Here is a 25,581-nt window from a genome sequence, read left to right as displayed (position 1 = left end):
GACCGTGACCCCAGCACCGACCGATGTGCCGCAGCGGCGCGGCGCGTCCCACGACGAGGACCAGGACCAGGACCGGAACGCGGTCATCTCCGTGCGCGGGCTGTGGAAGGTGTTCGGGCCGAAGGCCGACAGGGTGCCGGAATCGCAGGAGCTGTGCGGGCTCGGCCGCCGTGAGCTGATGGAGCGCACGGGCTGCACCGCGGCCGTGCGCGACGTCCACTTCGACGTCGCGCCCGGGGAGGTCTTCGTCGTGATGGGCCTGTCCGGCTCCGGCAAGTCCACCCTGGTGCGTTGTCTGACCCGGCTCGTCGAACCCACCGCGGGCCAGGTCGTCCTGGAGGGCGAGGACATCCGCGCCGCCGACGCCAAACGGCTGCGCGAACTGCGCCGCAACAGGTTCTCCATGGTCTTCCAGCACTTCGGCCTGCTGCCGCACCGCCGGGTCGTCGACAACGTCGCGTACGGCCTGGAGATCCGCGGCATGGGCAGGGCCGAGCGCACGAAGCGGGCCCTGGAGGTCGTCGAACTGGTGGGCCTGGCGGGCTACGAGAACTCCTACCCCGACCAGCTCTCCGGCGGCATGCAGCAGCGCGTCGGCCTGGCCCGGGCACTGGCGGGGGACCCCGGCATCCTCTTCTTCGACGAGCCGTTCTCCGCGCTCGACCCGCTGATCCGCCGCGACATGCAGAACGAGGTCATCCGCCTCCACCACGAGGTCGGCAAGACGATGGTGTTCATCACCCACGACCTGTCCGAGGCCCTCAAGCTCGGCGACCGCATCCTGATCATGCGCGACGGCAGGACGGTGCAGTGCGGCACGGGCGACGAACTGGTCGGCGCCCCCGCCGACGACTACGTGCGCGACTTCGTCAAGGACGTGCCGCGGGCCGACGTGCTGACGCTCCGCTGGATCATGCGCGACCCGAGGCCCGACGACGCCCTCGACGGCCCCGAACTCGGCCCCGGCACGGTCGTCCGCGAGGCGACACGGGCCGTGCTCGCCGCCGAGAAGCCGGTCAGGGTCGTCGAGGACGGACGGCTGCTCGGCGTCGTCGGCGACGAGGAGATCCTCGCCGTCGTCGCGGGCCGGGAAGGCGGCGCGTGATGGCGGTCGCCGCCTCCGGGGCACGCGAACGGCTCGCGCCCGTCCGGCTGCGCCGCCGGGCCGTCGTGGCGGGCATCGTCGTGTTGTGGCTGGTGCTCTTCGCGCTCCTGCGCGGCCGGCAGACGCTCGCCCTCGCGGCGGCCGACCTGACCCCGCTGCACCGCTGGTTCAACGACGTCAACGACACCATCGGCGCGGACCGCAACAGCAACCCGCTCTTCCTCTACTTCTTCAACGAGATCCGGCTGGTCATCGACACCCTGGTGACCTTCGTCCAGACCCTGATCTCGCAGCCGCCCGACGGCCGCCCGGTGCCGCAGATCGGATGGCTCGGCGTGGTCGCGATCGCCGGCTACGTCTCCTGGGCGCTGGGCAACTGGCGCGTGGCGCTGCTGGCCGTCGCGGGCTTCACGTTCTTCGGGCTGCAGGGCCTGTGGCAGGAGAGCATGGACACCCTGGCGCTCACCGTGTCGGCGGTGCTGGTGGCGCTGCTGTTCGGCATCCCGCTGGGCGTGTGGGCCGGGCTGTCGCCGCGGGTGAACCGCGTCCTGACCCCCGTGCTCGACTTCATGCAGACGATGCCGACCTTCGTCTACCTGGCGCCGCTCACCCTCTTCTTCCTGATCGGGCCGGCCTCCGCCACCATCGCCACCCTGATCTACGCGGCGCCGCCCGCCGTCCGCATCACCGCGCACGCCATCCGCTCGGTACCCGCGACCACGGTGGAAGCGGCGGAGTCGCTGGGTTCGACCAGGGCGCAGACCCTCACCAAGGTGCTGCTGCCGATGTCGCGGCGCACCGTGGTGATGGGCGTCAACCAGAGCATCATGGCGGCCCTGTCCATGGTGACCATCGCGGCCCTCATCGACGCCCCCGGCCTCGGCAAGACCGTCGTCCAGGCCCTGCAGTCGCTCGACGTCGGCACCGCCTTCAACGCCGGCCTCGCCATCGTCGTCATGGCCATCGTCCTGGACCGGGTCACCACCGCGGCCGCCGTCAGGACGGAGCGGGGGCAGGGCTCCGGCGGCCGCCTGCGGCGCGGGCCGCTGCTCGCCGCGGGCGCCGTCGCCGCGGCGGTCGCCGCCTGGCTGTCCCACACCTACGTCTGGGCCGCGGAGTTCCCCGGCGAGGGCGGAGCGGGGCGCTCCCTGGCGAGTGCCGCCGACACCGTGACCACCTGGGCGCAGGAACACCTGTCCGGGGTCACGGGCGCCATCCGCGACGTGCTCACCAACGCCCTGCTCAACCCCTTCCAGACCCTGCTCACCGACTCCCCGTGGTGGCTCACCGGCCTCGTGCTGGTGGCCCTGGGAACGGTCCTCGGCGGCCTCGGCGCCGGTGGCACCGCGGCGGTGTGCGTGGGGCTGCTGGTGGGCACCGGGGTGTGGCAGGACGCGATGACCACGCTCGCCTCGACCGTCGTGGCGACGCTGCTGGTGCTGCTGCTCGGGGTCACGGTGGGCGTGTGGATGGGCCGCAGCGCGCTCGCCGACCGGATCGTCCGGCCGGGCCTGGACGCGGCGCAGACCATGCCGCCCTTCGTCTACCTCGTACCGTTCCTCGCGCTGTTCGGCGCGAGCCGCTTCACCGCGATCGTCGCCGCCGTCGTGTACGCCGCGCCCGTGACGGTGAAGATCGTCGCCGACGGCGTCCGGGGCGTGCCGGGGACGACCGTGGAGGCCGCGGCGGCGGCCGGGTCCAGTACCTGGCAGCTCGTCACCAAGGTCCAGCTGCCGATGTCGCGCGGCGCCCTGGTGCTCGCGACCAACCAGGGCCTGATCTACGTGCTGTCGATGGTCGTGGTGGGCGGCCTGGTCGGTGCGGGCGCCCTTGGCTACGACGTCGTGGCCGGCTTCTCGCAGGGCGAGCTGTACGGCAAGGGGCTGGCGGCGGGACTCGCCATCGTCTTGCTCGGCGTGATGTTCGACCGGATCACTCAGGCCGCGGCCGGGCGCACCACGAGGGTGCCCGGCGGGCGCTAGGGCAGGAGGCGGTAGACACATGGCAACACACCTGACGGCGGCCGGTCGGTCGGCGCGATGGCGTGCCGGGGCGGCGGGGGCCGCGGCACTGGGGCTGGTCCTCACCGGCTGCGGCGGCGCCAAGGTCGGCGGGTCGGAGGCCGGTTCCGGGGGCTCCTCCGGCAAGTGCGGCACCTTCAACCTGGCGGTCAACCCGTGGGTCGGCTATGAGGCGGACGCGGCGGTCGTGGCGTACGTCGCCGAGGAGGAGCTGGGCTGCACGGTCAAGAAGAAGGACCTCAAGGAGGAGATCGCCTGGCAGGGCTTCGGCACCGGCGAGGTCGACGCGATCCTGGAGAACTGGGGCCACGACGACCTGAAGAAGAAGTACGTCGAGCAGCAGAAGACCGCCGTCGAGGCCGGCCCGACCGGCAACAAGGGCGTGATCGGCTGGTACGTGCCGCCGTGGCTGGCGAAGGAGCACCCGGACATCACGGACTGGAAGAACCTCGACAAGTACGCCGACAAGTTCCGCACCTCCGAGTCCGGCGGCAAGGGCCAGCTCCTGGACGGCGACCCGTCGTACGTCACCAACGACGCCGCCCTGGTGAAGAACCTCAAGCTGGACTTCAAGGTGGTGTACGCGGGCAGCGAGACCGCGCTGATCCAGGCCTTCCGGCAGGCCGAGGCCAAGAAGCAGTGGCTGCTCGGCTACTTCTACGAGCCGCAGTGGTTCCTGTCGGAGGTCCCGCTCGCCAAGGTCGAGCTGCCGCCGTACGAGGCCGGGTGCGACGCCGACGCGGAGAAGGTCGCCTGCGACTACCCCGTCTACGACCTGGACAAGATCGTCAGCAAGAAGTTCGCGGGCTCCGGCAGCCCGGCCTACGACCTGGTGAAGAACTTCAGCTGGACGAACGAGGACCAGAACCTCGTCGCCAAGTACATCGCCGTCGACAAGATGAGCCCTGAGGCCGCCGCCGAGAAGTGGGTGAAGGCGAACCCCGGCAAGGTGGACGCCTGGGTCGAGTAACCCCGCGCCGCGCCACCGCGGCGCGCCGTTCCCGTGCCCGGCGGGCTGTTCCGACAGCCCGCCGGGCACCGTCGTTCCCCGGGCCGTCACCAGGCCCCCCACGGGCCGCTCCAGCCGCCTCCCGGCGGCCTTCTCCCGCCCCTGGCGGGCCTCTTGACACCCTCTCCGGCGCCCGGCACATTGAGTTGCGCAACCTGAATCATGTTGCGCTGACAGCAACTGGGAGGTTTGGCGATGACGGGACCCCGCGTGGTCATCATCGGAGCGGGTGTCGTGGGGGCGGCGCTGGCCGACGAACTGTCCTCCGCCGGCTGGACCGACGTCACGGTCGTCGACCAGGGGCCGCTCCCCGCCACCGGGGGCTCCTCGTCCCACGCCCCGGGCCTGGTGTTCCAGACCAACCCTTCCAAGACCATGACCGAACTCGCCCGCTACACCGTCGAGAAGCTCTGCTCCCTCGACGTCGACGGGCAGCCCTGCTTCCTCCAGGTCGGCGGCCTGGAGGTGGCCACCACCCCCGAGCGCCTGGCCGAACTGCACCGGCGGCACGGCTGGGTGACCTCGTGGGGCGTCGAGGCCCGGGTCGTCGGACCCGACGAATGCGCCGCGCTCCACCCGCTGCTGGACCGCTCACGCGTCCTGGGCGGCCTGTTCGTCCCCACCGACGGACTCGCCAAGGCCGTCCTCGCCGTCGAGGCGCAGACCCGGCGCGCCGCCGCGCGCGGCGTCCGCTTCCTCGAACGTCACGAAGTCCTCGCCGTCACCCAGGACGACGGCCGCGTCACCGGGGTCGTCACCGACCGCGGCGGCGAGCTCGCGGCCGACGTCGTCGTCTGCTGCGCCGGGATCTGGGGCCCCCGGGTCGCCCGGATGGCGGGCATGGAACTGCCGCTGACCCCGCTCGCCCACCAGTTCGCCTGGACCGGCCCGGTTCCCGCCCTGGCGGGCCAGGCCGCCGAGGCCGTCCGCCCGATCCTGCGCCACCAGGACGCCGACCTCTACTACCGCGACCGCCACGACCGCATCGGCATCGGCTCCTACGGCCACCGCCCCATGCCGGTCCCCGTCGACGACATCGCCGCGTTCGGTGAAACGGACGGGATGCCGTCCGTCCTGGAGTTCACCGAGGACGACTTCGCCGACGCCTGGACCGAGACCCGGTCCCTGCTGCCCGCCACCCGCGACGCCAAGGTCGAGGAGGGCATCAACGGCCTGTTCTCCTTCACCACCGACGGCATGCCGCTGCTCGGCGAGTCGCCGCAGGTGAAGGGGTTCTGGGTCGCCGAGGCCGTCTGGGTCACCCACTCGGCCGGCGCCGGCCGGGCGATGGCCGAATGGCTGGTGGACGGCCACTGCTCGTCCTTCGACCTCCACGAATGCGACGTCAACCGCTTCGAGCCGCACCAGCTCGCGCCCGACTACGTGCTCGCCCGCGACTGCCGCAACTTCGCCGAGGTCTACGACATCATCCACCCGCTCCAGCCCACGGGCGCCCCGCGCCCGATCCGCACCAGCCCCTTCCACCCCCGCCAGGAGGAGCTCGGGGCGTTCTTCCTGGAGGCCAACGGCTGGGAGCGGCCGCAGTGGTATGAGAGCAACGCCGGGCTGGTGGAGGGCCGTTCCCTTCCCGTCCCGGGCGACTGGGCGGCCCGCTACTGGTCGCCGGTCGTCGGTGCCGAGGCCCAGGTCACCCGGGAGACCGTCGCCCTGTACGACATGACCGCGCTCAAGCGCCTGGAGGTCACCGGACGCGGCGCCGCCGCCTTCCTGCAGCGGCTCACCACCGGCAACGTCGACAAGTCGGTCGGGTCGGTGACCTACACCCTGCTCCTGGACCACGACGGCGGCATCCGCAGCGACATCACGGTGGCCCGGCTCGGCCGCGACCTCTTCCAGGTCGGCGTCAACGGCAACCTGGACCTGGACTGGCTCACCCGGCACCTCCCCGCCGACGGCACCGTCGCGGTCCGCGACATCACCGCGGGCACCTGCTGCATCGGCCTGTGGGGGCCGCTCGCCCGCGAGGTCCTGCAGCCGCTCGCCGACGCCGACTTCTCCGACGCCGGACTGAAGTACTTCCGCGCCAAGCGGGCGCACGTCGGCGCTGTGCCCGTCACGGCGATGCGGCTGTCCTACGTCGGCGAGCTGGGCTGGGAGCTGTACACCACGGCGGACCTGGGCCTGAAGCTCTGGGACACCCTGCTGGCCGCCGCGCGGCCGCTGGGCGGCATCCCCGCCGGGCGCGGGGCCTTCAACAGCCTGCGTCTGGAGAAGGGGTACCGCTCCTTCGGCACCGACATGACCTTCGAGCACGATCCGTACGAGGCCGGCCTCGCCTTCGCCGTCAGGGAGGACAAGGACGACTTCACCGGCAAGGCCGCGCTCGCCCGGCGCCGGGACCAGGTGCGGCGCAGGCTCACCTGCCTGACCGTCGACGACCCGAGCGCCGTGGTGATGGGCAAGGAGCCGGTGTACGACGGCGACCGGCCCGTCGGCTACGTCACCAGCGCCGCCTACGGCTACACGGTCGGCAAGGCCATCGCCTACGCCTGGCTTCCGGCGGAGCTCGCCGTGCCTGGGCGCGCCCTCGACATCGCGTACTTCGACCGGCGCGTGGCGGCGCGGGTCGCCGCGGAACCGCTGTTCGACCCGGCCATGTCCCGCCTCCGCGGCTGACACCCCGCGGACGGCACCACCGCGAGACCTCCGACGCCGCCGCTGAGAGGAAGCCCCGCGCATGAACCCGCTGACCGCCCGCCTGTCCGAACTCGACCCCGAGGTGCACGCCGCGCTGCGCGCCGAACTGGCCCGCCAGCGGTCCACCCTGGAGATGATCGCCTCGGAGAACTTCGCGCCCGCCGCCGTCCTGGAGGCCCAGGGCTCGGTGCTGACCAACAAGTACGCCGAGGGCTACCCCGGCCGCCGCTACTACGGCGGCTGCGAGCACGTCGACGTCACCGAGCGGCTCGCCGTCGAGCGCGTCAAGGCCCTCTTCGGCGCCGCGTACGCCAACGTCCAGCCGCACTCCGGGGCGCAGGCCAACACCGCCGTGCTCTTCGCCCTGCTGCGGCCCGGCGACACCGTGCTCGGGCTGGACCTCGCGCACGGCGGCCACCTCACGCACGGGATGCGGCTCAACTACTCCGGGAAGATGTTCGACGTCGTCCCGTACCACGTCTCCGCGACCGACCACCGGGTCGACATGGACGAGGTCGAGCGGCTCGCCAAGGAACGCCGCCCGAAGATGATCATCGCGGGCTGGTCGGCGTACCCCCGGCAACTGGACTTCGCCGCCTTCCGCCGCATCGCCGACGAGGTCGGGGCGCTGCTCCTGGTCGACATGGCGCACTTCGCGGGTCTGGTCGCCGCGGGGCTCCACCCGAACCCCGTCCCGTACGCCCACGTCACCACCACGACCACCCACAAGACGCTCGGCGGCCCGCGCGGGGGAGTGATCCTGACCGACGACGCGGACCTCGCCAAGAAGCTGAACTCGGCGGTCTTCCCCGGCATGCAGGGCGGCCCCCTGGAGCACGTGATCGCCGCGAAGGCGGTCTCCTTCAAGGTCGCCGCGGGGGAGGAGTTCAGGGAACGCCAGGCCCGCACCCTGGCCGGTGCCCGCATCCTGGCCGAGCGCCTGACGCGGGACGACGCCGCGCGGGCGGGCGTGTCGGTGCTCACCGGAGGCACCGACGTGCACCTCGTCCTCGTCGACCTGCGCGCCTGCGCCCTCGACGGCCGTCAGGCCGAGGACCTGCTGCACTCCGTCGGCATCACCGTCAACCGCAACGCCGTGCCCTTCGACCCGCGCCCGCCCATGGTCACCTCGGGGCTGCGGATCGGCACGCCCGCGCTGGCCACCCGCGGTTTCACGCAGGACGACTTCGCCGAGGTCGCCGACGTCGTCGCGCTCGCCCTGCGCCCCGGGCCCGACCTGTCCGCGCTGCGGGCCCGCACCGAGGCGCTCGCCGCCGCGCACCCGCTCTACCCGCACCTGCCGCAGGACGGAGACGACGTCCGATGACCCCGCGCACCCCGGGTGCAGACCTCCCCGAGCACCCGGAATTCCTCTGGCGCACGCCCGAACCCAAGCGCTCCTACGACGTGGTCGTCGTCGGCGGCGGCGGCCACGGCCTGGCCACCGCGCACTACCTGGCGCGCAACCACGGCATCACCGACGTGGCCGTGCTGGAGAAGGGCTGGCTCGCGGGCGGCAACATGGCCCGCAACACCACGATCATCCGCTCCAACTACCTCTGGGACGAGAGCGCGGGCATCTACGAGCACGCCCTGAAGCTGTGGGAGGGCCTGGAGGAGGAACTGGACTACCCGATCCTGTTCTCCCAGCGCGGGGTCCTCAACCTCGCCCACAGCCTCCAGGACGTACGCGACGGCGTCCGCCGGGTCGAGGCCAACCGGCTGAACGGAGTCGACGCCCAGTGGCTCGACCCCGCGCAGGTGAAGGAGGCCTGCCCGATCGTCAACACCTCGCCGGACGTGCGGTATCCGGTGATGGGCGGGACCTACCAGCCCCGCGCGGGGATCGCCAAGCACGACCACGTGGCCTGGGGCCTGGCCCGCTCGGCCGACGCGGCCGGGATCGACCTCGTCCAGAACTGCGAGGTGACCGGTATCGACGTCCACGACGGCCGGGTCACCGGCGTACGGACGAACCTCGGGCCCATCGCCGCGGGCAAGGTGGCGCTCTGCGCGGCCGGCCACACCTCGGTGCTCGCGCGGATGGCCGGTTTCGACCTGCCGCTCCAGAGCCACCCGCTGCAGGCGCTGGTGAGCGAACTGCTGGAGCCCGTGCACCCCACGGTCGTCATGTCCAACGCGGTGCACGTGTACGTCAGCCAGGCCCACAAGGGCGAACTGGTCATGGGCGCGGGCATCGACGCCTACAACTCCTACACCCAGCGCGGCGCGTTCCACGTCATCGAGCGGCAGATGGCCGCCGCGCTGGAACTCTTCCCGGTCTTCGCCCGCGCCCACCTGCTGCGCACCTGGGGCGGCATCGTCGACGTCAGCCCGGACGCCTCGCCGATCGTCGGTCTCACCCCGGTCCACGGCCTCTACCTCAACTGCGGGTGGGGCACCGGCGGTTTCAAGGCCACCCCCGGCGTGGGGTGGGTCTACGCGGACACCATCGCCCACGACAGCCCGCACGCCCTGGCCGCGCCCTTCTCGCTCGAACGATTCACCACCGGCGCGCTCGTCGACGAGCACGGCGCGGCCGCGGTCGCCCACTGAGGAGCCCGATCGATGCTGCTCATCCCCTGCCCCTGGTGCGGGCCCCGCGACGAGGCCGAGTTCCACTACGGCGGTCAGGCGCACCTCGCCTACCCGCGGGACCCGGCGGCCCTGACGGACGAGGAGTGGGCCCGCCACCTCTTCTTCCGCGACAACCCCAAGGGTCCCTTCGCCGAACGCTGGATGCACAGCGCGGGCTGCCGCCGCTGGTTCGACGCGGTGCGCGACACGGCGACGAACCGCTTCGTCACCGGCGCGTCCGCCCCGGACCCCGGCCCGTCACCGGCCGTCGGCCCGGCCGCGTCCCCGCCCGCCGGCCCGACGGCGTCCCGCGCGCAGGCCGCCCCGGCCCCCGCCCCGCGGCCCGCGCGTGACCCGGCCCAGTCCTTCCGGCTCGCCGAGGGCGGGCGGATCGACCGCGCCGCGCCCCTGACGTTCACCTTCGACGGCACCACGTACACCGGCTACCGCGGGGACACCCTCGCCTCCGCGCTGCTCGCCCACGGGGTCGTCGCCACCGGTACCGGCATCAGGCTGGGGCGTCCGCGCGGCATCTTCTCCGCCGGGGTGGAGGAGCCCAACGCCCTGGTGCAGATCGAGCTCCCGTTCCCCGAACCGATGCTGCCCGCGACGACCGTCGAGCTGTACGACGGCCTCGTGGCGACCGGCCTGCCCGGTCGGGGCCGGCTCGCCACCGGGCCCGACCCGGCCCGCTACGACGCCGTCCACGCCCACTGCGACCTGCTGATCGTCGGCGCGGGCCCCACCGGGCTCGCGGCGGCGGCCGCGGCGGCCGGCAGCGGTGCGCGGGTGATCCTCGCCGACGACCAGCCGGAACCGGGCGGCAGCCTCCTCGGCAGCGGACGGCACCTGGACTGGGCCGCGGAGACCGAGGCCCTCCTCGCCGCCGAACCCGGGATCCGCATCCTGCGCCGTACGACGGTTTTCGGCCACTACGACGACAACCACGTCCTCGCCGTCGAGCGCCGTACGAACCACCTCGGCGCCGCCGCCCCCGCCCACGTCTCCCGCGAACGCGCCCACCGCGTCCGCGCCCGCCGGGTCGTCCTCGCCACCGGCGCGCACGAACGTTCCCTGGCCTTCCCCGACAACGACCGTCCCGGCGTCATGCTGGCCGGCGCGGCCCGCGCCTACGTCCGCCGCTACGGCGTCGTACCCGGGCGCAGGGCCGTCGTGTTCACCACCAACGACAGCACCGGCGACGTCGTGCGCGACCTGACCGCCGCCGGGGTGGAGATCGCGGCGGTGGTCGACGCGCGGGACGGCGCGTACGTCACCGGCACCGAGGGGACGGACCGGCTGACGGCCGTACTGGTCGGCGACCGGCGGATCGAGGCCGACCTGCTGCTGGTCTCGGGCGGCTGGAACCCCGTGGGCCACCTCTACAGCCAGGCGGGCGGCGCCCTGCGGTACGACGGGGCCCTCGGCACCTTCGTCCCGGTGCCCGGATCGACGCACCAGGCCGTGGAGTTCGCCGCCACACCCGCGGAGGGCGTGGCGGCCGCCGCCCGGGCGCTCGCGGCCGAGGGCTTCGCGCCGGCGCGGCCCCTCGTCCCGCCGGCGGAGCCGGGACCCGGGCGCCCGCCGATCGCCCTCTTCGACGTCCCCGTCCCGGCCCCCGGCCCGCGCTTCGTCGACCTGCAGCGCGACGTCACCGTCTCCGACCTGGCGCGCGCGGCCGGTACCGGGATGCGCTCGGTGGAGCACACCAAGCGGTACACCACCGCGGGCACCGCGAACGACCAGGGGAAGACCTCCGGCGTCCTGGCCTCGGGCGTCGTCGCGGGCCTGCTCGGCGTGGAGGTGTCCGCGCTCGGCACGACGACGTACCGCCCCCCGTACGCGCCGGTGTCCTTCGCCGCGCTCGCGGGCCGCGACCGGGGCGCGCTCCACGACCCGGTCCGGCTGACCGCGCTGCACGACCTCCACCTCGCCGGCGGCGCGGTCTTCGAGGACGTGGGGCAGTGGAAACGCCCCCGGTACTACCCGCGTCCCGGCGAGGACATGGCGGCGGCCGCCCTGCGCGAATGCCGGGCCGCCCGCGAGGACGTGGCCTTCATGGACGCCTCGACCCTCGGCAAGATCGACGTCCAGGGCCCGGACGCGGCGGAGTTCCTGGACCGGCTCTACACCAACCTCATGTCCACCCTGCGCCCGGGCATGATCCGCTACGGCGTCTTGTGCCGCCAGGACGGCATGGTCTTCGACGACGGCACGGTCATCCGGCTCGCGGAGGACCGCTTCCTGGTCACGACGACCACGGGCAACGCCGCGGCCGTCCTGGACTGGATGGAGGAGTGGCTGCAGACCGAGTGGCCGGAACTGCGCGCCCACTGCACCTCCGTGACCGAGCAATGGGCCACCGTCGCCCTCGTGGGCCCGCGCTCGCGCGAGGTGCTGGGCGCGCTCGCCCCCGGACTGGCCGTGGGCAGGGCCGAGTTCCCCTTCATGGCCTGGCGCGATGCGACGGTGGCGGGGCTGCCGGCCCGGGTGTGCCGGATCAGCTTCTCCGGGGAGCTCGCGTACGAGGTCAACGTCCCGCCCTGGCGCGCGACGACCCTCTGGGAGGCGGTGCGGGCCGCCGGCGCCACCCCGTACGGCACCGAGACGATGCACGTGCTGCGCGCCGAGAAGGGCTATCCGATCGTCGGCCAGGACACCGACGGCACGGTCACCCCGCAGGACCTCGGCATGGGCTGGGTCGTGTCGAAGAAGAAGCGCGACTTCATCGGCAAGCGGTCGCACGCCCGCGCCGACACCGCACGCCCCGACCGCAAGCACCTCGTCGGCCTGCTGCCCGAGGACCCGGGCCTGCTGCTCCCGGAGGGCACCCACCTCGTCGCGGACCCGGTGCTGCCCGGACCGCCCGTTCCCGCGCTCGGCCACGTCAGTTCCAGCTACCGAAGTGCCGCCCTCGGCCGCACCTTCGCGCTCGCCCTGGTCAAGGGCGGCCGGCAGCGGGTGGGGGAGCGGCTGTACGCGCCCGTCGGCGACCGTCTGGTGCCCGTGACCGTCGCCTCCCCCGTCCTCTACGACCCCGAGGGGGCCCGCCGCGATGGCTGACACCGTCACCCGATTCGGTCCGCTGTCGGCCGCGGCCGGCCGGCTCGCCGCCACGACCCGCGCCTCGGGAGGCGCCCTGCGCCTGGCCGAACTGCCCTTCCTCACGCAGATCGACCTGCGCCTGGACCCCGGGGGCCCGGCCGCCGAGGCCGCCGGGCTCGCCCTGGGCGCACCACTGCCCCTGGAGCCGTGCACGGCCGTCCGCACCGGGGACCTGGCTGTCCTGTGGCTCGGCCCCGACCAGTGGCTGGTCGTCGGGCCGCCCGGCTCCCAGGAGGACCTGGAGGCCCGTCTGCGCAAGGCCGCGGGGGAGGCGCACGTCTCCGTCACCGACGTCTCCGCCCAGCGCACCACCCTGCTGGTCTCCGGCCCCCGCGCCCGCGACCTGCTGGCCCACGGCTGCTCGCTCGACCTGCACCCGCGGGTGTTCCCCCCCGGCCGCTGCGCGCAGACCGCGCTGGCCCGCGCCCAGGTGGTGCTGGTGGCCAGGGAGGAGGTACGGGCGGGCTTCTGGGTGCTGGTCCGCTCCTCCTTCTCCGGCTACCTCGCCGACTGGCTGCTGGACGCCGCCACGGAGTACGTGTGACGTGGGCCGCACGACCCCCCTCTTAACTTGAATCCCTGATGCGCATTATCTAGCCTCAAGGTATGCGCCTGACGAAGTCCACCGACCTCGCGCTCCGCGCGGTGATGGCCCTGTCCGTCAAGGACGAGCCGTCCACCGCCCGGGACGTGGCCGAGGCGATGCGGGTCCCGTACTCGCACCTGGCCAAGGTGGTGGCCCGGCTGCAGCATCTGGGGGTCGTCGAGACCCGCCGGGGGCGCGGCGGTGGCCTGGAGCTCACCGCCGCCGGGCGGGCGGCCTCGGTCGGCCGCCTGGTGCGGGAGCTGGAGGGGGTCGGCGACGTCGTGGACTGCGAGGGTGAGACGCCCTGTCCGCTCGCCGGTGCCTGCCGGCTGCGCGGCGCGCTGCGCCGGGCGCAGGAGGCCTTCTACGCCTCCCTGGACCCGCTCACCGTCGCCGATCTGACCGCCGCGCCCACCGGACCCGTCCTGGTGGGGCTGGTCGGCTCCGGCCCGCGGGGCTGATCCGACCCACCCGAACCGACCGCCCGCCGAGGGCGGGTCTTCGTACGCCCTTTAATACGAATATCAGATACCAATTAGGGAGCCGTCCATGCTCAGCGAGAAGTCCGCAGCGACCGTCCGCGCCACCCTGCCCGCCGTCGGCGGCGCGATCTCCGAGATCACCGCGCTCTTCTACGACCGGCTCTTCGCCGCCCACCCCGAGCTGCTGAGGGACCTCTTCAACCGCGGCAACCAGGCGGCCGGCACGCAGCGCGAGGCGCTCGCCGGAGCCATCGCGCACTTCGCCACCGTCCTGGTCGAGCACCCCGGACAGCGCCCCGACGCGATGCTCTCCCGCATCGCCCACAAGCACGCGTCGCTCGGCATCACCCCGGGCCAGTACCACATCGTGCAGGAGCACCTCTTCGCCGCCATCGCCGAAGTGCTGGGCGACGCCGTCACCGAGGAGGTCGCCGCCGCCTGGGACGAGGTCTACTGGCTGATGGCGAACGCCCTCATCGCCATCGAGCAGCGGCTGTACGCCGAGCACGGCGTCCTCGCCGGCGACACCTGGCGCCCCTGGGAGGTCGCGGAGAAGGTGCAGGAGACCGAGGACGTCGTCTCCCTCCGGCTCCGTCCCGCGGACGGCCTGCCGCTGCCCGACTTCGGCCCCGGCCAGTACGTCTCGGTGCGCGTCGAACTCCCCGACGGCGCCCGGCAGATCCGGCAGTACAGCCTCTCCGGCGCCCCCGGCGACACCACCCGGCAGATCACCGTCAAGCGCGAGCGCGGCGTCGCCGGGGACCCGGCCGGCGAGGTCTCCGGCCACCTCCACGACCACGTGGGCGAGGGCGCCCTGGTCGAGCTGTCGGCCCCCTACGGCGACATCGTCCTCCACGACGACGGCGGGCCCCTGCTGCTGGCCTCGGCCGGCATCGGCTGCACCCCGATGCTCGCCATGCTGCACCGGCTCGCCGGCGACGGCTACGGCGCCCCCGTGACCGTCGTCCACGGCGACCGCACGCCGGGGCACCACGCCCACGCCGCCGACCACCGCGCCCTGACCGGGAAGCTCCCCGGGGGCAGCGCCCACTTCTGGTACGAGGACCCGGGCACCGACGCCGTCCCCGGCGACCGCACCGGCCGGGTCGACCTGTCCGGCGTCGACCTGCCGGACGGCCTGCGGGCCTACCTGTGCGGCCCGCTGCCCTTCATGCGCGCCGTGCGCAGCCAGCTCATCGAACGCGGCGTGCCCGCCGCGGACGTGCACTACGAGGTCTTCGGCCCCGACCTGTGGCTGGCCCGCGGCTGACCGGCCACACTGGTCGGATGGCGGACAAGGCGGTCAAGCGCAGCGCGGGGATCCTGCTCTTCCGCGGCACCCCGCGCGGCGCGCCCGAGGTTCTGCTGGCCCACATGGGCGGCCCGTTCTGGTCGTCCAAGGACGCCGGGGCCTGGACCATCCCCAAGGGCGAGTACGAGCCCGACGAGACCGCGGAGGCGGCCGCCCGGCGCGAGTTCGTGGAGGAACTGGGTCTGCCCGTGCCGCAGGGCGAGCTGCTGCCGCTCGGCGAGAACCTGCAGCCGGGCGGGAAGGTCGTGACCGTCTGGGCGCTGGAGGGCGACCTCGACACCGGCCTCGTGGTGCCCGGGACCTTCTCCATGGAGTGGCCCCGGGGCTCGGGCCGGGTCCGGGAGTTCCCCGAGGTCGACCGGGCCGCGTGGTTCCCGCTCGGCCCGGCCGCCCACGGGAAGATCCTCTCCGCCCAGCGGACGTTCCTCGACCGGCTGCGCCGGCTGCTCGACGGGGGCGGCGCCGGCGGAGCCGGTCAGGGGGCCGGAGAGGCGTAGATCGACTCGATCTGCGCCGCGTACTCGCTGACGATCGTGTTCCTGCGGAGCTTCAGCGAGGGCGTCAGCATCCCGTTCTCCACCGAGAACTCGTGCGGCAGGATGCGGAACGCCCGGATCGACTCGGCCCGCGAGACCGCCGCGTTGGCCATCGACACCGCGCGCTGGACCTCGGCGTGCACGTCCGGCTCGGCCATCGCGGTCCGCAGCTGGACGGCCTCCCGGTCCAGGGTGATCAGCGCCGCGACGAAGGGCCTGTTGTCGCCGACCACGATGCACTGCGAGACCAGCGGGTGCGCCCGCAGCCGCTCCTCCAGCACCAGCGGCGCCACGCTCTTGCCGCCGCTGGTGATGATGATGTCCTTCTTCCGCCCGGTGATCGTCAGGTACCCGTCCGGGTCCAGCGAGCCCATGTCGCCGGTGGCCATCCAGCCGCCGCGGCGCCACACCTCGTGGTTCGCGACCGGGTCGGCGTGGTAGCCGGCGAAGACCGTCGTCCCCCGCACCAGCACCTCGCCGTCCGGTGCGATCCGCACCGCGCTGCCGGGCAGCGGCCGGCCCACGGTGCCGAAGCGCACCTTCCCCAGCGGCTGCGCGGTCACCGCGGCCGTGGTCTCGGTCAGTCCGTACCCGTCGTAGATGGTGAGCCCGGCACCCGCGAACAGCAGCGCCAGCTCCCGGCTGAGCGGGGACCCGCCCGAGACGGTGTAGTGCACGCGCCCGCCCAGCACCTCCCGGATCCGCCCGTAGACCATCCGGTCGAACGCCGAGTGCGCCGCCCGCAGCAGCGGTCCCGGCCCCGGACCCGAGCCCAGCGCGTGCCGCTCCACGGCCTCGGCGTAGCGCACCGCCACGCTTGCCGCCCGGTCGAAGACATGGGCCTTGCCGCCGCGGGCGGCGGTGTTCCGCGCGCCCTGGATGATCTTCTCGTAGACGTACGGGACGGCGAGCAGGATGGTCGGCCGGAAGGACCGGAACGCCGGGAGGAGTTCGCCCGGAGTCAGGTCGGGCTGGTGACCGAGCAGCACGCCCCCGCGCACCGCGCAGGTGGTCACCATCAGCCCGTAGATGTGCGACATGGGCAGGAACGCCAGCACCGACGGCCGCACCCCCGGCGGGGCGAAGATCGAGCCGTACCCGGCCAGCAGCGTGTCGCACTCGGCGGCGAGGTTGGCGTGGGTGATCAGGCAGCCCCTGGGCGGCCCCGTGGTGCCCGAGGTGTAGGCGATCACCGCCACCGACTGCGGCTCGACCGCCCAGCGCAACTGGTCCAGCATCACCGGGTGGACCTGCCGGCCCAGCGCCGCCAGCCACGGGACGCACCCCGCGTCCAGCTGCCAGATCCGACGCAGCGCGGGCAGCGTGTCGCAGACGGCGCCCACCGTCATGGCGTGGTCCTCGTGCTCGACGACGACCGCGACCGCCCCGGAGTCGGCGAGGATCCAGCGGACCTGCTCGGCGGAGGAGGTGGGATAGACGGGGACGATCCGGGCGCCCACCGACCAGAGCGCGTAGGAGAACAGCGTCCACTCGTACCGGGTGCGGGCCATCACCGCCACCGGCTCGCCGAAGCGGACACCGTCCGCCACCAGACCGCGGGCCAGTTCGGCCACCTCGTCGCGGAAGGCCGCGGCGCCGACCTCCTGCCAGCGGTCGCCCTCGTGCCCCTCGCGCCGGGCCAGGACGGCCGCGTCCGGGCGCCTGTCGGCCGCGTCGTACACCGAGTCGGCGAGTCCCCCCGACCGCAGTTGCTCCGCCCGGGGCGGAAGGCTGAACTCGCGCACGGCGCCCCCTTCCCCGAGCCTGTGCCACGCCGCGGCGAGGCGGCAGGCAGGGAAGATATCCGGCTATTGGTCCACTTGCCTAGAGGTGGGGCGGAAGCGGCAGTCACTGACGCGAACGGGTACCTCGGGGCCGGTGGTTCGCGCCGACTACCATGGCCGCATCAGGCGCGTACCCCGACCGGGACGCGACCGTCCGCATCAGGAGTGTGAGCCGTGCTGCGCACCATGTTCAAGTCCAAGGTCCACCGTGCCACCGTGACCGAGGCCGACCTGCACTACGTCGGCTCCGTCACCGTGGACGCCGATCTGATGGACGCCGCCGACCTGTTGCCCGGCGAGCTGGTCCACATCGTGGACATCACCAACGGCGCCCGCCTGGAGACCTACGTCATCGAGGGCCGCCGCGGTTCGGGGGTGATCGGCATCAACGGTGCCGCCGCGCACCTGGTGCACCCCGGGGACCTGGTCATCCTGATCAGCTACGCGCAGGTCGACGACGCGGAGGCCCGCGCGCTGCGGCCGCGGGTGGTGCACGTCGACGCGGACAACCGGATCGTCGCGCTGGGCGCCGACGCCTCCGAGCCGGTCCCCGGGAGCGGAACCCAGGCGAGCCCGAACGCGGTGCCGGTCGGCTGAACGTCCGTACGAGTGGCTGTGCTATTGTCCGGATCCAACTTCGAGGTATCCGTCCAGGTGGGGTCCGGTGATCACGGGCCTCGCCGGGACCGGGAGCGTGGCGTGCTGCCGTCGTCCTCCCACAGCATTCCTCGGGCCTGACGCATCAGCAGTTCACCGGGCTCCGGCGGATCGCTGGGCTGCCACGGATCTCCGTGACGGGCCCGGACACTGTCGCTCTCGGGGGTGGGCGATGAGAGCACACTTTTGTTCGGCCCGAAAGGAACTGAGTCCCATGCACGCTGGCAGAACTGCCAGGCTGCGCACCGTGTCCCTGGTGGTCCTCACCTTCTCCCTGACGGCAGCGGCCACCGGCTGCGGCGGCGAATCGGGCGGGCAGGGCGGCGAAGTCACGGTGGGCATCGCCCTTCCCACCAAGAAGCAGACCCGCTGGATCGCCGACGGCGACAACATGGCCAAGCTGTTCAAGGCCCAGGGGTACAAGACCGACCTGCAGTACGCCGACGACAAGGTCAACACGCAGGTCGACCAGGTCGAGGCGATGATCGACCGGGGCGACAAGCTCCTGATCATCGGGGCGGTCGACGGATTCGAGCTCGGCGACGCCCTCCAGAAGGCGTCGAGGGCGGGCGTCAAGGTCATCGCCTACGACCGCCTGCTGCTGGGCTCCAGCAACGTCGACTACTACGCGAGTTTCAACAACGCCCAGGTCGGCACGATCCAGGGCAAGTACATCGAGGAGAAGCTCGGGCTGAAGTCCGGCAACGGGCCGTACAACCTCGAGGTGTTCGGCGGCGACCCCGACGACAACAACGCCGGGTTCTTCTTCAAGGGCGCGATGGACGTCCTGCAGAAGTACATCGACAAGGGCCAGCTGGTCGTGAAGAGCGACCAGACCCGCCTCAGCCAGGTGGCGACGTTCCACTGGGACGCGGCGATCGCCACCGAGACGATGGCGACCCGGCTGAGGAACCACTACAAGGGCAGCTCCACCGTGGACGCCGTCCTCTCCCCCAACGACGGCATCGCCCGCGGCGTCATCCAGGCGCTGAAGGCCGACGGCTACGGCACCACGGCCAAGCCGATGCCGATCGTCACCGGCCAGGACGCCGAGGTCGACTCGGTGAAGGAGATCATCAAGGGCGAGCAGTCCATGACGGTCTACAAGGACACCCGCAAGCTCGCGGCCCGCGCGGTCCAGATGGCCCAGGACATCCTCGGCGGCCGGCAGCCCGAGATCAACGACAAGAGCACGTACGACAACGGCAACAAGATCGTGCCGTCGTACCTGATCTCCCCGGTCGGCGTCGACAAGGGCAACTACGAGAAGCTGCTGGTCAAGAGCGGCTACATCAAGGCCTCCGACCTCGGCTGACGAAGAGGGCGCACGTACGCGGGGCCGGGAGGAACACAACGTTCCTCCCGGCCCTCGTCGTACCCGGCGGCAGCCCCGCGTCAGATGAGCACGTTCAGCGAACCCGAGCTGTGCAGACCGCCGTAGCCGCGGCCGAACTTGTCACCGAACCCGTAGTCGAAGTCGTCGAGGCCCTTGCCGAGACCGAAGGCGTGGACGCCCTTGCCGAACCCAACGCCATAGCCATAGCTCACGCTGTACTTGTAGCTGAAGCTGAACCGGTAGCCGTGGTTGTTGCACTCCTTCTTGTGGTGCTTCTTGTACTTCTTGTGGTGGCCCTTGTCGTGGCCCTTTCCGCCCTTGTTGCCCTTGCCCTTGCTGTCCTTTCCGCCCTTGCCCTTGTTGCCCTTGCTGCTGCCCTTCCCGTTGTTGTCGTCCTTGTCCTTGTAGGTCGCGTTGTCGCCGTTGTCCCCGTTGCCGCCCTTACCGCCTCCCTTGCCGCCCTTGCCTCCACCGTTGCCGTTGCCGTTGTCGTCACCGTCGTCGCCGCCGCCGCGACCGCTGTCGCCGTCGTCGTTCCAGTTGGAGACGCCTCCGCCTCCGCCTCCGCCTCCGCCGCCACCACGGCCGCCACGGCCGTTGTCTCCGCCGCCTCCGCCGTAGCCGCCGTCGTCGTCGCCGTTGCCCCGGCCTCCGCCGCCCCCGCCGCCGCGGCCGTTGTCTCCGCCGCCTCCGCCGTAGCCGCCGTCGTCGTCGCCGTTGCCCCGGCCTCCGCCGCCCCCGCCGCCGCGGCCGTTGTCTCCGCCGCCTCCGCCTCCGCCGCGGCCGCTGTCGCTGTCGCTGTCGCCGTAGCCGTTGTTCCCGTTGTCCCCGCCGTCGTCGCCGTATCCGTTGTCGTCGTCGCCGTAGTCGTCGCTGCCCTTGCTGTAGGAGCCGTTCCCGCCGTCGTCGCTGCCTGCCGTGGCGACGGCGCTGCCGGTCGAGGCGGCCAAGAGGCCGGTGGCAAGAAGTCCGGTCGCGACGCCGAGAGCGGTGCGGCGCATCAGACTGGTTCGCATGAGTGTCCTTCCTTCGGACGCGTGGCGGGCGGCGGTCGACGCCGCCCCTGCGATCCAGTCGTACGTCGCGCGGTCAACGGCCGCCCGTCGAGCGGAGCGTCCGGGCGACAGCGTGGCCAAGGAAGTGACGCAGTGCCACGAGGTACGGAACGTCAGTCCCCGCTGAGCAACAGCGTGTCGAGACCGCGAACCAGACCCCGGCGTGTCGCGGCCGCGCGAGCGGCGAGCAGGGTCCCCGCGACGTAGGGGGCGGGGGAGGTGCCCGCCTCGTGCCGGATCACCAGACGCTCGTCCGGCAGCCCGAACTGCGCCTCCACGGCGAGGGTGTAGCCCGGCAGCCGCAGCGAGTGGACCTGCGTGCCCGCGATCGACGCGCCGCGGGCCTCGGGGTGTCCCGCCGTGCGTTCCGGGTCCACGGCGTATGCGGGCCGCCGTACGGCGCCCAGTTGTTCGGCGAGCTCGCGCGCGGTACCGCTGGGGGCGTCGGGCTTGGTCGCGGAGGCGTAGTCGACGATCTCCCAGTGCGGCAGGTGACGGGCGGCCAGCCGGGCGCAGGCCTGCGCCATGGCGGCGGTCAGCGAGAAGTTCCCCGAGGCCACCACGCCGACCCCGTGCTCCTCGGCCAGCGCGGCGATCTCCTCGTAGTCCGCGCCGGACAGGCCCGACGAGCCGACCACGACGTTGACCCCGCGGACCACGGCGGTGCGCACATGACGCCCGACAGCGGTGTGCGAGGTGTAGTCGATCAGCACGTCCACGCCGTCCAGCGCGTCGTCGACCGTGCTGAAGACGGGCACCCCGAGTTCCGGACCGCCCCACACCGCCCCGAGGTCCGCGCCGGCCGCCGACCGCGCCACCGCCGTCCGCAGCCGCAGGTCCCCGGAGTCCAGGACGGCGCGCGCGACCGCCTCCCCGGTCCAGCCGGTCGCCCCGGCGACGCACACGTTCAGCAGGTCCATCCCACCAGCATGAGGCATGATCACCGTCCGTCCCGCCCGGAACCGGTCCCCCCGGGGGACCGCAGGCGCAGCCGGGCGGCGATGGAGCGGGCCTGACGGCGCATCCGGCCGGGCAGCGTCGGCGAGTGCGGCGCGGCGGCGACGAGCTGCTCCGACAGCCACAGCGAGCGCTTCTCCAGGTCCAGCTCGTCCAGCAGCCGGTCGATGTTGGCCAGCAGCGCCCCGTACAGGTCCCAGCTCTCCCAGCGCCGTTCCGTCTCCGCCCGCAGCAGCGCCGCGATCCGGTCCCGTTCCTCCCGGCCGCGCCGCAGCGCGTCCTCCAGCCGCGCCTCCGCCTGGTCCGCGCCCTCCGTGACCTGGGCGGCGATCAGCCGGCCGTAACTGTCGACGGCGTCCGCCATGTCGGCGAACAACTCGTCGATGCCGGCGGCGAGCTCGCCGGTGAACAGCGGCTCCCGCGCGCCGCGCTCGCGGTCCAGCTCCGTCAGCGAGCGGCACAGCGTCCGCATCAGCACGGTCGACACCTCCAGGGTGTCCAGTCCGCTGCGCAGGAGGAGCCGGGCCATCGCGCCCTCCGCCGGTTTCACCCGCGGGTTGAGCCGGGTCCCCTCCTCCGCCCTGCGCAGCGAGGCATCGAACCGTGCGATCTCGTTGTCCAGCCGGCGTGCGTCCATCAGCCAGGAGCGGGCCTGCCCGGCGGTGGCGCCGTCGCGGACCTCCCGCCCCATACGGAGCATCAGCGCCCGCATGTGCTCGGCCAGCTCCCGCACCGCGTCACCGGCCGGCTCCACGAAGGCGGGGGGCGGCACGACGACGTTCAGCAGCACCCCGACGACCGCCCCGACCAGGGTCTCCAGGATGCGGTCCAGCGCCTCGCCGGAGGGGGCGGGGACGGCCAGGATGAGCATCGCGCTGATCGCCACCTCGGCCACGAACTCGTCCACGCGGATGAAGTGACCGATCACCAGCGACGCCAGGATGATCAGCCCGAGGCTCCACCACGTCAGCCCGATCAGCTCCGCGAAGCCGACCGCGATGAGGACGCCCGCCACCACGCTGACCACCCGTCGGATGCCCGTGGTCACCGTCGTGTAGAGCGTCACCTGCACCACGAGCAGGGCCGTCAGCGGAGCCGTCAGCGGCGCGGGGTTGGGCAGCAGCCAGACGGCCACGGCGTACGACAGCACCGCGGCCACGGTGGAGCGCACCGTCTGCACGACGATCGGGTCGTTGTTGCGCCGCAGGAGGTCGGCGAGCGGGGCGGGGAGGACGCCGGGCACCCTGCCAGTCTCCCCACGCGCGGGACGCCGGCACCGGTCGGCGGCACGGGTTGCGCCGACCGCGTGAATACCTCGCCCCGACACGCCCCTGAGGCACCGTCGGCGGCCGCGACGGGGGCTTCATGGTCCGGGCCGGGTGTGTCCGAGCAGGGGAGCGAGGTGCCTATGGCGTGCGCGGTACGGCGCTCCAGGGCCCTTGCCGCGGTGGTCGTCCTCGCGGCCGCCGCGGTCGCGTGCGGCGGCGCGTCGCGGACGTCCGGACGGGCGACGCTCGACTGGTACAACTTCCCCGACGACTCCGGGGCGCTCCAGCAGGCCGCCGACCGCTGCAGCCGTGCCTCCGGCGGACGCTACGTCATCCGCTACAACAAGCTCCCCCGGACGGCGGACGGCCAGCGGCAGCAACTCGTACGCCGGCTGGCCGCACACGACCCCGCGCTCGACGTCCTCGGCCTGGACGTCACCTGGGCCCCGGAATTCGCCGAGGCCGGCTGGATCCGCCCGTGGACGGGCGAACGGCGCGCCGAGGCCGTCCGGGACACCCTCGCCGCGCCGCTGCGGACGGCCACGTGGAAGGGCCGCCTCTACGCGGTCCCCTACAACACCAACGTCCAGCTGCTGTGGTACCGGTCGGACCTCGTGCCGGAGCCGCCCACGACCTGGGCCGGGATGCTCGATGCGGCCCGCGCCCTGGCGAAGGCCGGCAAGCCCCACCGGATCGAGGTCCAGGGCGCCCAGTACGAGGGGCTCACCGTCTGGTTCAACACGCTCGTCGCCAGCGCCGGCGGGTCGATCCTCAACGCCGACGCGACCGCGCCCTCGCTCGGCGCGCCCGCGGTACGGGCCGCGGGCATCATGCGCGACCTGGCCGTCTCGCCCGCCGCCGACCCGTCGCTGCCCAACCAGACGGAGGACCAGAACCGGCTGGCGATGGAGTCCGGCACCGCCGCCTTCCAGCTGAACTACCCCTTCGTGTATCCGGCGATGAAGGCCGACAACCCGGAGCTGTTCCGGCACTTGCGGTGGGCCCGCTACCCGCGGGTGGACGCCGGCCGCCCCGCGCGGGTCACCATCGGCGGGATCGACCTCGCCGTCGGCGCCTACAGCCGCCGGCCCGCCCTCGCCTTCGAGGCGGCGCTGTGCCTGCGCGACCGCGACAACCAGCGGACCGCCGCGCTGCGGGGCGGCCTGCCGCCGACCCTGCGCGCCCTCTACGACGATCCCCGGATCGAACGCAGCTACCCCTTCGCGCAGGACATCCTCGCCGAGCTGGAGAACGCCGCCCTGCGGCCGCAGACCCCCGCCTACCAGAACGTGTCCATCGCGGTGTCCCACACCCTGTCACCACCCGCCGCGATCCGGCCTGCCGAGTCCGTCCGGGACCTGCGAGGTCAGATCGAGGACGCCCTGCAGTCCAAGGGGCTGGTCCCGTGACGCGGCTCTCGGAGGGCGCCCGCCAGGAGCGGCGGCTGGGCTGGCTGCTCTGCGCCCCCGCCGTGGTCGTCATGCTCGTCGTGACGGCCTACCCCGTGTTCTACGCCGTCTACCTGTCCCTGCACCGCTACGACCTGCGCTTCCCCCAGCTGGCCCGTTTCGTGGGCCTGGACAACTACGCCGCGGTCCTGAGCTCCGGGTTCTGGTGGGAGGCCTTCTGGGTGACCTGCCTGATCACGGTGGTGTCCGTGGCGGTGGAACTGGCCCTCGGCATGGCCCTGGCCGTCGTCATGCACCGGGCGGTCCTCGGCCGCTCCGCGGTGCGCACCGCGATCCTGCTGCCGTACGGCATCGTGACCGTCGTCGCCGCCTTCTCCTGGCAGTACGCCTGGACCCCCGGCATCGGCTACCTCGTCGACGCGGCGGGACAGGCCCCGCTGACCGACCACTGGAAGGCCATCGGACTGATCATCCTGGCCGAGGTCTGGAAGACCACGCCCTTCATGGCGCTGCTGCTGCTCGCCGGGCTGGCCCTGGTGCCCGAGGAGACCCTGCGCGCGGCCATGGTCGACGGCGCCGGCCGCTGGCAGCGCTTCCGGCTGGTCACGCTGCCGCTGATGAAGCCCGCCATCCTGGTGGCGCTGCTGTTCCGCACCCTCGACGCGTTCCGGATCTTCGACAACATCTACGTGCTCACGCAGGGCTCCAACGGCACGGGCTCGGTGTCGATCCTCGGCTACGACAACCTCTTCACGGCGCTGAACCTCGGCATCGGCTCGGCGATCTCGGTGCTGATCTTCCTGTGCGTGGCGGTCATCGCCTTCGCGTTCATCCGGCTGTTCGGCACGGCCGCCCCCGGATCGGAGGACACCGGACGATGAGCACGAGCCCGGCGCAGCGGCGGCGGATCGCCCGCTGGAGCGTCGTCAACACCGTCGTGGTGCTGTACGCGATGTTCCCGGTGTGGTGGATCGTCGCCCTGTCCTTCAAGGACCCCGCCACCCTCTCCGACGGCAGCTTCGTCCCCCGCACGTGGACGCTGGAGAACTACCGGGGCATCTTCGCGACCTCCGAGTTCACCCGCGCGCTGGTCAACTCCATCGGGATCGCCCTGATCTCCACCGTCGTCGCCGTCACCCTGGGCACCATGGCCGCCTACGCCGTGGCCCGGCTGCGCTTCCCCGGCAAGGGGCTGCTGATCGGCACCTCGCTGCTGATCGCGATGTTCCCGCCGATCTCCCTGGTGTCGCCACTGTTCAACATCGAGCGCTTCCTCGGGCTGTTCGACACCTGGGCCGGGCTGATCATCCCGTACATGACCTTCTCGCTGCCGCTGGCGGTTTACACGCTGTCGGCGTTCTTCCGCGAGATCCCCTGGGACCTGGAGAAGGCGGCCAAGGTCGACGGCGCCACCCCGGCCCAGGCCTTCCGGCTGGTCATCGCACCGCTCGCGGCGCCCGGGATGTTCACCACGGCGATCCTGGTCTTCATCTTCTGCTGGAACGACTTCCTGTTCGCGATCTCCCTCACCTCCACCACCACCGCGCGCACCGTGCCGGCGGCGATCGCCTTCTTCACCGGCAGCTCCCAGTTCCAGCAGCCCACCGGCTCGATCGCCGCGGCCGCCGTGGTCATCACCGTCCCGATCGTCGTCTTCGTGCTGCTGTTCCAGCGGCGCATCGTGGCCGGACTGACCTCCGGCGCAGTGAAGGGCTGAAGGACCG

At 72.7% G+C, this 25,581-nt stretch carries 20 protein-coding genes; 16 read left to right on the top strand and 4 right to left on the bottom strand.

Annotated elements, in window-relative coordinates; translation table 11 throughout:
• The first annotated feature begins 4 nt into the window (after positions 1-4).
• From OG937_08625 to OG937_08575, 11 genes are all read left to right on the top strand, one after another.
• Positions 5-1,105: a glycine betaine/L-proline ABC transporter ATP-binding protein gene (locus tag OG937_08625; GenBank protein WUD71755.1), complete on the top strand. Its 1,101-nt coding sequence runs from the start codon at positions 5-7 to the stop codon at positions 1,103-1,105.
• Entirely contained in the window at positions 1,105-3,087 is a 1,983-nt protein-coding gene (locus OG937_08620; GenBank protein ID WUD71754.1) for an ABC transporter permease subunit, read from the top strand. The genes OG937_08625 and OG937_08620 overlap by 1 nt, the downstream gene beginning before the upstream one ends.
• 19 nt (positions 3,088-3,106) lie before the next feature.
• Positions 3,107-4,096 carry an ABC transporter substrate-binding protein gene (locus OG937_08615; protein WUD71753.1) on the top strand — a complete coding sequence of 330 codons (990 nt, stop codon included), beginning with the start codon at positions 3,107-3,109 and terminating at the stop codon, positions 4,094-4,096.
• Between the two features lie 234 nt (positions 4,097-4,330).
• The gene (locus OG937_08610; protein ID WUD71752.1) at positions 4,331-6,772 is read left to right on the top strand and encodes an FAD-dependent oxidoreductase; all 2,442 of its coding nucleotides are present in this window, start codon (positions 4,331-4,333) and stop codon (positions 6,770-6,772) included.
• Positions 6,773-6,833: 61 nt separating this feature from the next.
• Positions 6,834-8,120, top strand: coding sequence for a serine hydroxymethyltransferase (locus OG937_08605; protein ID WUD71751.1), 1,287 nt, complete (start codon positions 6,834-6,836; stop codon positions 8,118-8,120).
• Positions 8,117-9,349, top strand: a complete 1,233-nt coding sequence (locus tag OG937_08600; protein ID WUD71750.1) for a sarcosine oxidase subunit beta family protein — start codon at positions 8,117-8,119, stop codon at positions 9,347-9,349. Before OG937_08605 ends, OG937_08600 begins: the two co-directional genes overlap by 4 nt.
• Before the next feature lie 12 nt (positions 9,350-9,361).
• Entirely contained in the window at positions 9,362-12,433 is a 3,072-nt protein-coding gene (locus tag OG937_08595) for a sarcosine oxidase subunit delta (protein WUD71749.1), read from the top strand.
• Positions 12,426-13,019 carry a sarcosine oxidase subunit gamma gene (locus OG937_08590; GenBank protein ID WUD71748.1) on the top strand — a complete coding sequence of 198 codons (594 nt, stop codon included), beginning with the start codon at positions 12,426-12,428 and terminating at the stop codon, positions 13,017-13,019. The genes OG937_08595 and OG937_08590 overlap by 8 nt, the downstream gene beginning before the upstream one ends.
• Before the next feature lie 62 nt (positions 13,020-13,081).
• Positions 13,082-13,522: an Rrf2 family transcriptional regulator gene (locus OG937_08585; protein ID WUD71747.1), complete on the top strand. Its 441-nt coding sequence runs from the start codon at positions 13,082-13,084 to the stop codon at positions 13,520-13,522.
• A gap of 88 nt (positions 13,523-13,610) precedes the next feature.
• Complete coding sequence (locus OG937_08580; protein WUD71746.1) at positions 13,611-14,813, top strand: globin domain-containing protein; 1,203 nt, start codon at positions 13,611-13,613, stop codon at positions 14,811-14,813.
• 17 nt (positions 14,814-14,830) lie between these two features.
• Positions 14,831-15,352 carry an NUDIX domain-containing protein gene (locus OG937_08575; GenBank protein ID WUD71745.1) on the top strand — a complete coding sequence of 174 codons (522 nt, stop codon included), beginning with the start codon at positions 14,831-14,833 and terminating at the stop codon, positions 15,350-15,352.
• Here the strand turns inward: OG937_08575 and OG937_08570 are convergent.
• Positions 15,331-17,136 (bottom strand): AMP-dependent synthetase/ligase, encoded by a 1,806-nt coding sequence (locus tag OG937_08570; protein WUD71744.1) that lies wholly within the window; start codon positions 17,134-17,136, stop codon positions 15,331-15,333. The two genes, OG937_08575 and OG937_08570, sit on opposite strands and share 22 nt — an antisense overlap.
• Positions 17,137-17,349: 213 nt before the next feature.
• Between OG937_08570 and OG937_08565 the strand changes: the two genes are divergently transcribed.
• Complete coding sequence (locus OG937_08565; protein WUD71743.1) at positions 17,350-17,772, top strand: aspartate 1-decarboxylase; 423 nt, start codon at positions 17,350-17,352, stop codon at positions 17,770-17,772.
• Between the two features lie 274 nt (positions 17,773-18,046).
• On the top strand, positions 18,047-19,147 hold the full coding sequence (gene chvE, locus OG937_08560; GenBank protein WUD71742.1) for a sugar ABC transporter substrate-binding protein: 1,101 nt from the start codon (positions 18,047-18,049) through the stop codon (positions 19,145-19,147).
• 80 nt (positions 19,148-19,227) lie between these two features.
• On the opposite strand, the gene OG937_08555 is transcribed toward chvE, so the two are convergent.
• The 3 genes from OG937_08555 to OG937_08545 form a co-directional block, all read right to left on the bottom strand.
• On the bottom strand, positions 19,228-20,184 hold the full coding sequence (locus OG937_08555) for a hypothetical protein (GenBank protein ID WUD71741.1): 957 nt from the start codon (positions 20,182-20,184) through the stop codon (positions 19,228-19,230).
• Positions 20,185-20,336: 152 nt separating this feature from the next.
• The gene (gene dapB, locus OG937_08550; protein ID WUD71740.1) at positions 20,337-21,143 is read right to left on the bottom strand and encodes a 4-hydroxy-tetrahydrodipicolinate reductase; all 807 of its coding nucleotides are present in this window, start codon (positions 21,141-21,143) and stop codon (positions 20,337-20,339) included.
• A gap of 20 nt (positions 21,144-21,163) precedes the next feature.
• Entirely contained in the window at positions 21,164-22,423 is a 1,260-nt protein-coding gene (locus OG937_08545; GenBank protein WUD71739.1) for an aromatic acid exporter family protein, read from the bottom strand.
• Positions 22,424-22,588: 165 nt separating this feature from the next.
• Here OG937_08545 and OG937_08540 point away from each other — a divergent pair, with 165 nt between their 5' ends.
• From OG937_08540 to OG937_08530, 3 genes are read left to right on the top strand one after another with little or no spacing between them, the layout of a single operon-like run.
• Positions 22,589-23,857, top strand: a complete 1,269-nt coding sequence (locus OG937_08540) for an ABC transporter substrate-binding protein (protein WUD71738.1) — start codon at positions 22,589-22,591, stop codon at positions 23,855-23,857.
• Complete coding sequence (locus tag OG937_08535) at positions 23,854-24,738, top strand: sugar ABC transporter permease (protein ID WUD71737.1); 885 nt, start codon at positions 23,854-23,856, stop codon at positions 24,736-24,738. The genes OG937_08540 and OG937_08535 overlap by 4 nt, the downstream gene beginning before the upstream one ends.
• A complete protein-coding gene (locus OG937_08530) occupies positions 24,735-25,574 on the top strand; it encodes a carbohydrate ABC transporter permease (GenBank protein WUD71736.1) in 840 nt (279 codons plus the stop codon). The genes OG937_08535 and OG937_08530 overlap by 4 nt, the downstream gene beginning before the upstream one ends.
• Positions 25,575-25,581: the final 7 nt, after the last annotated feature.

The sequence above is a fragment of the Streptomyces sp. NBC_00510 genome (assembly GCA_036013505.1).
Lineage (GTDB): Bacteria > Actinomycetota > Actinomycetes > Streptomycetales > Streptomycetaceae > Actinacidiphila.
Note: the sequence above shows the minus strand (reverse complement) of the source record. Positions and strands in the feature narration are given on the sequence as shown.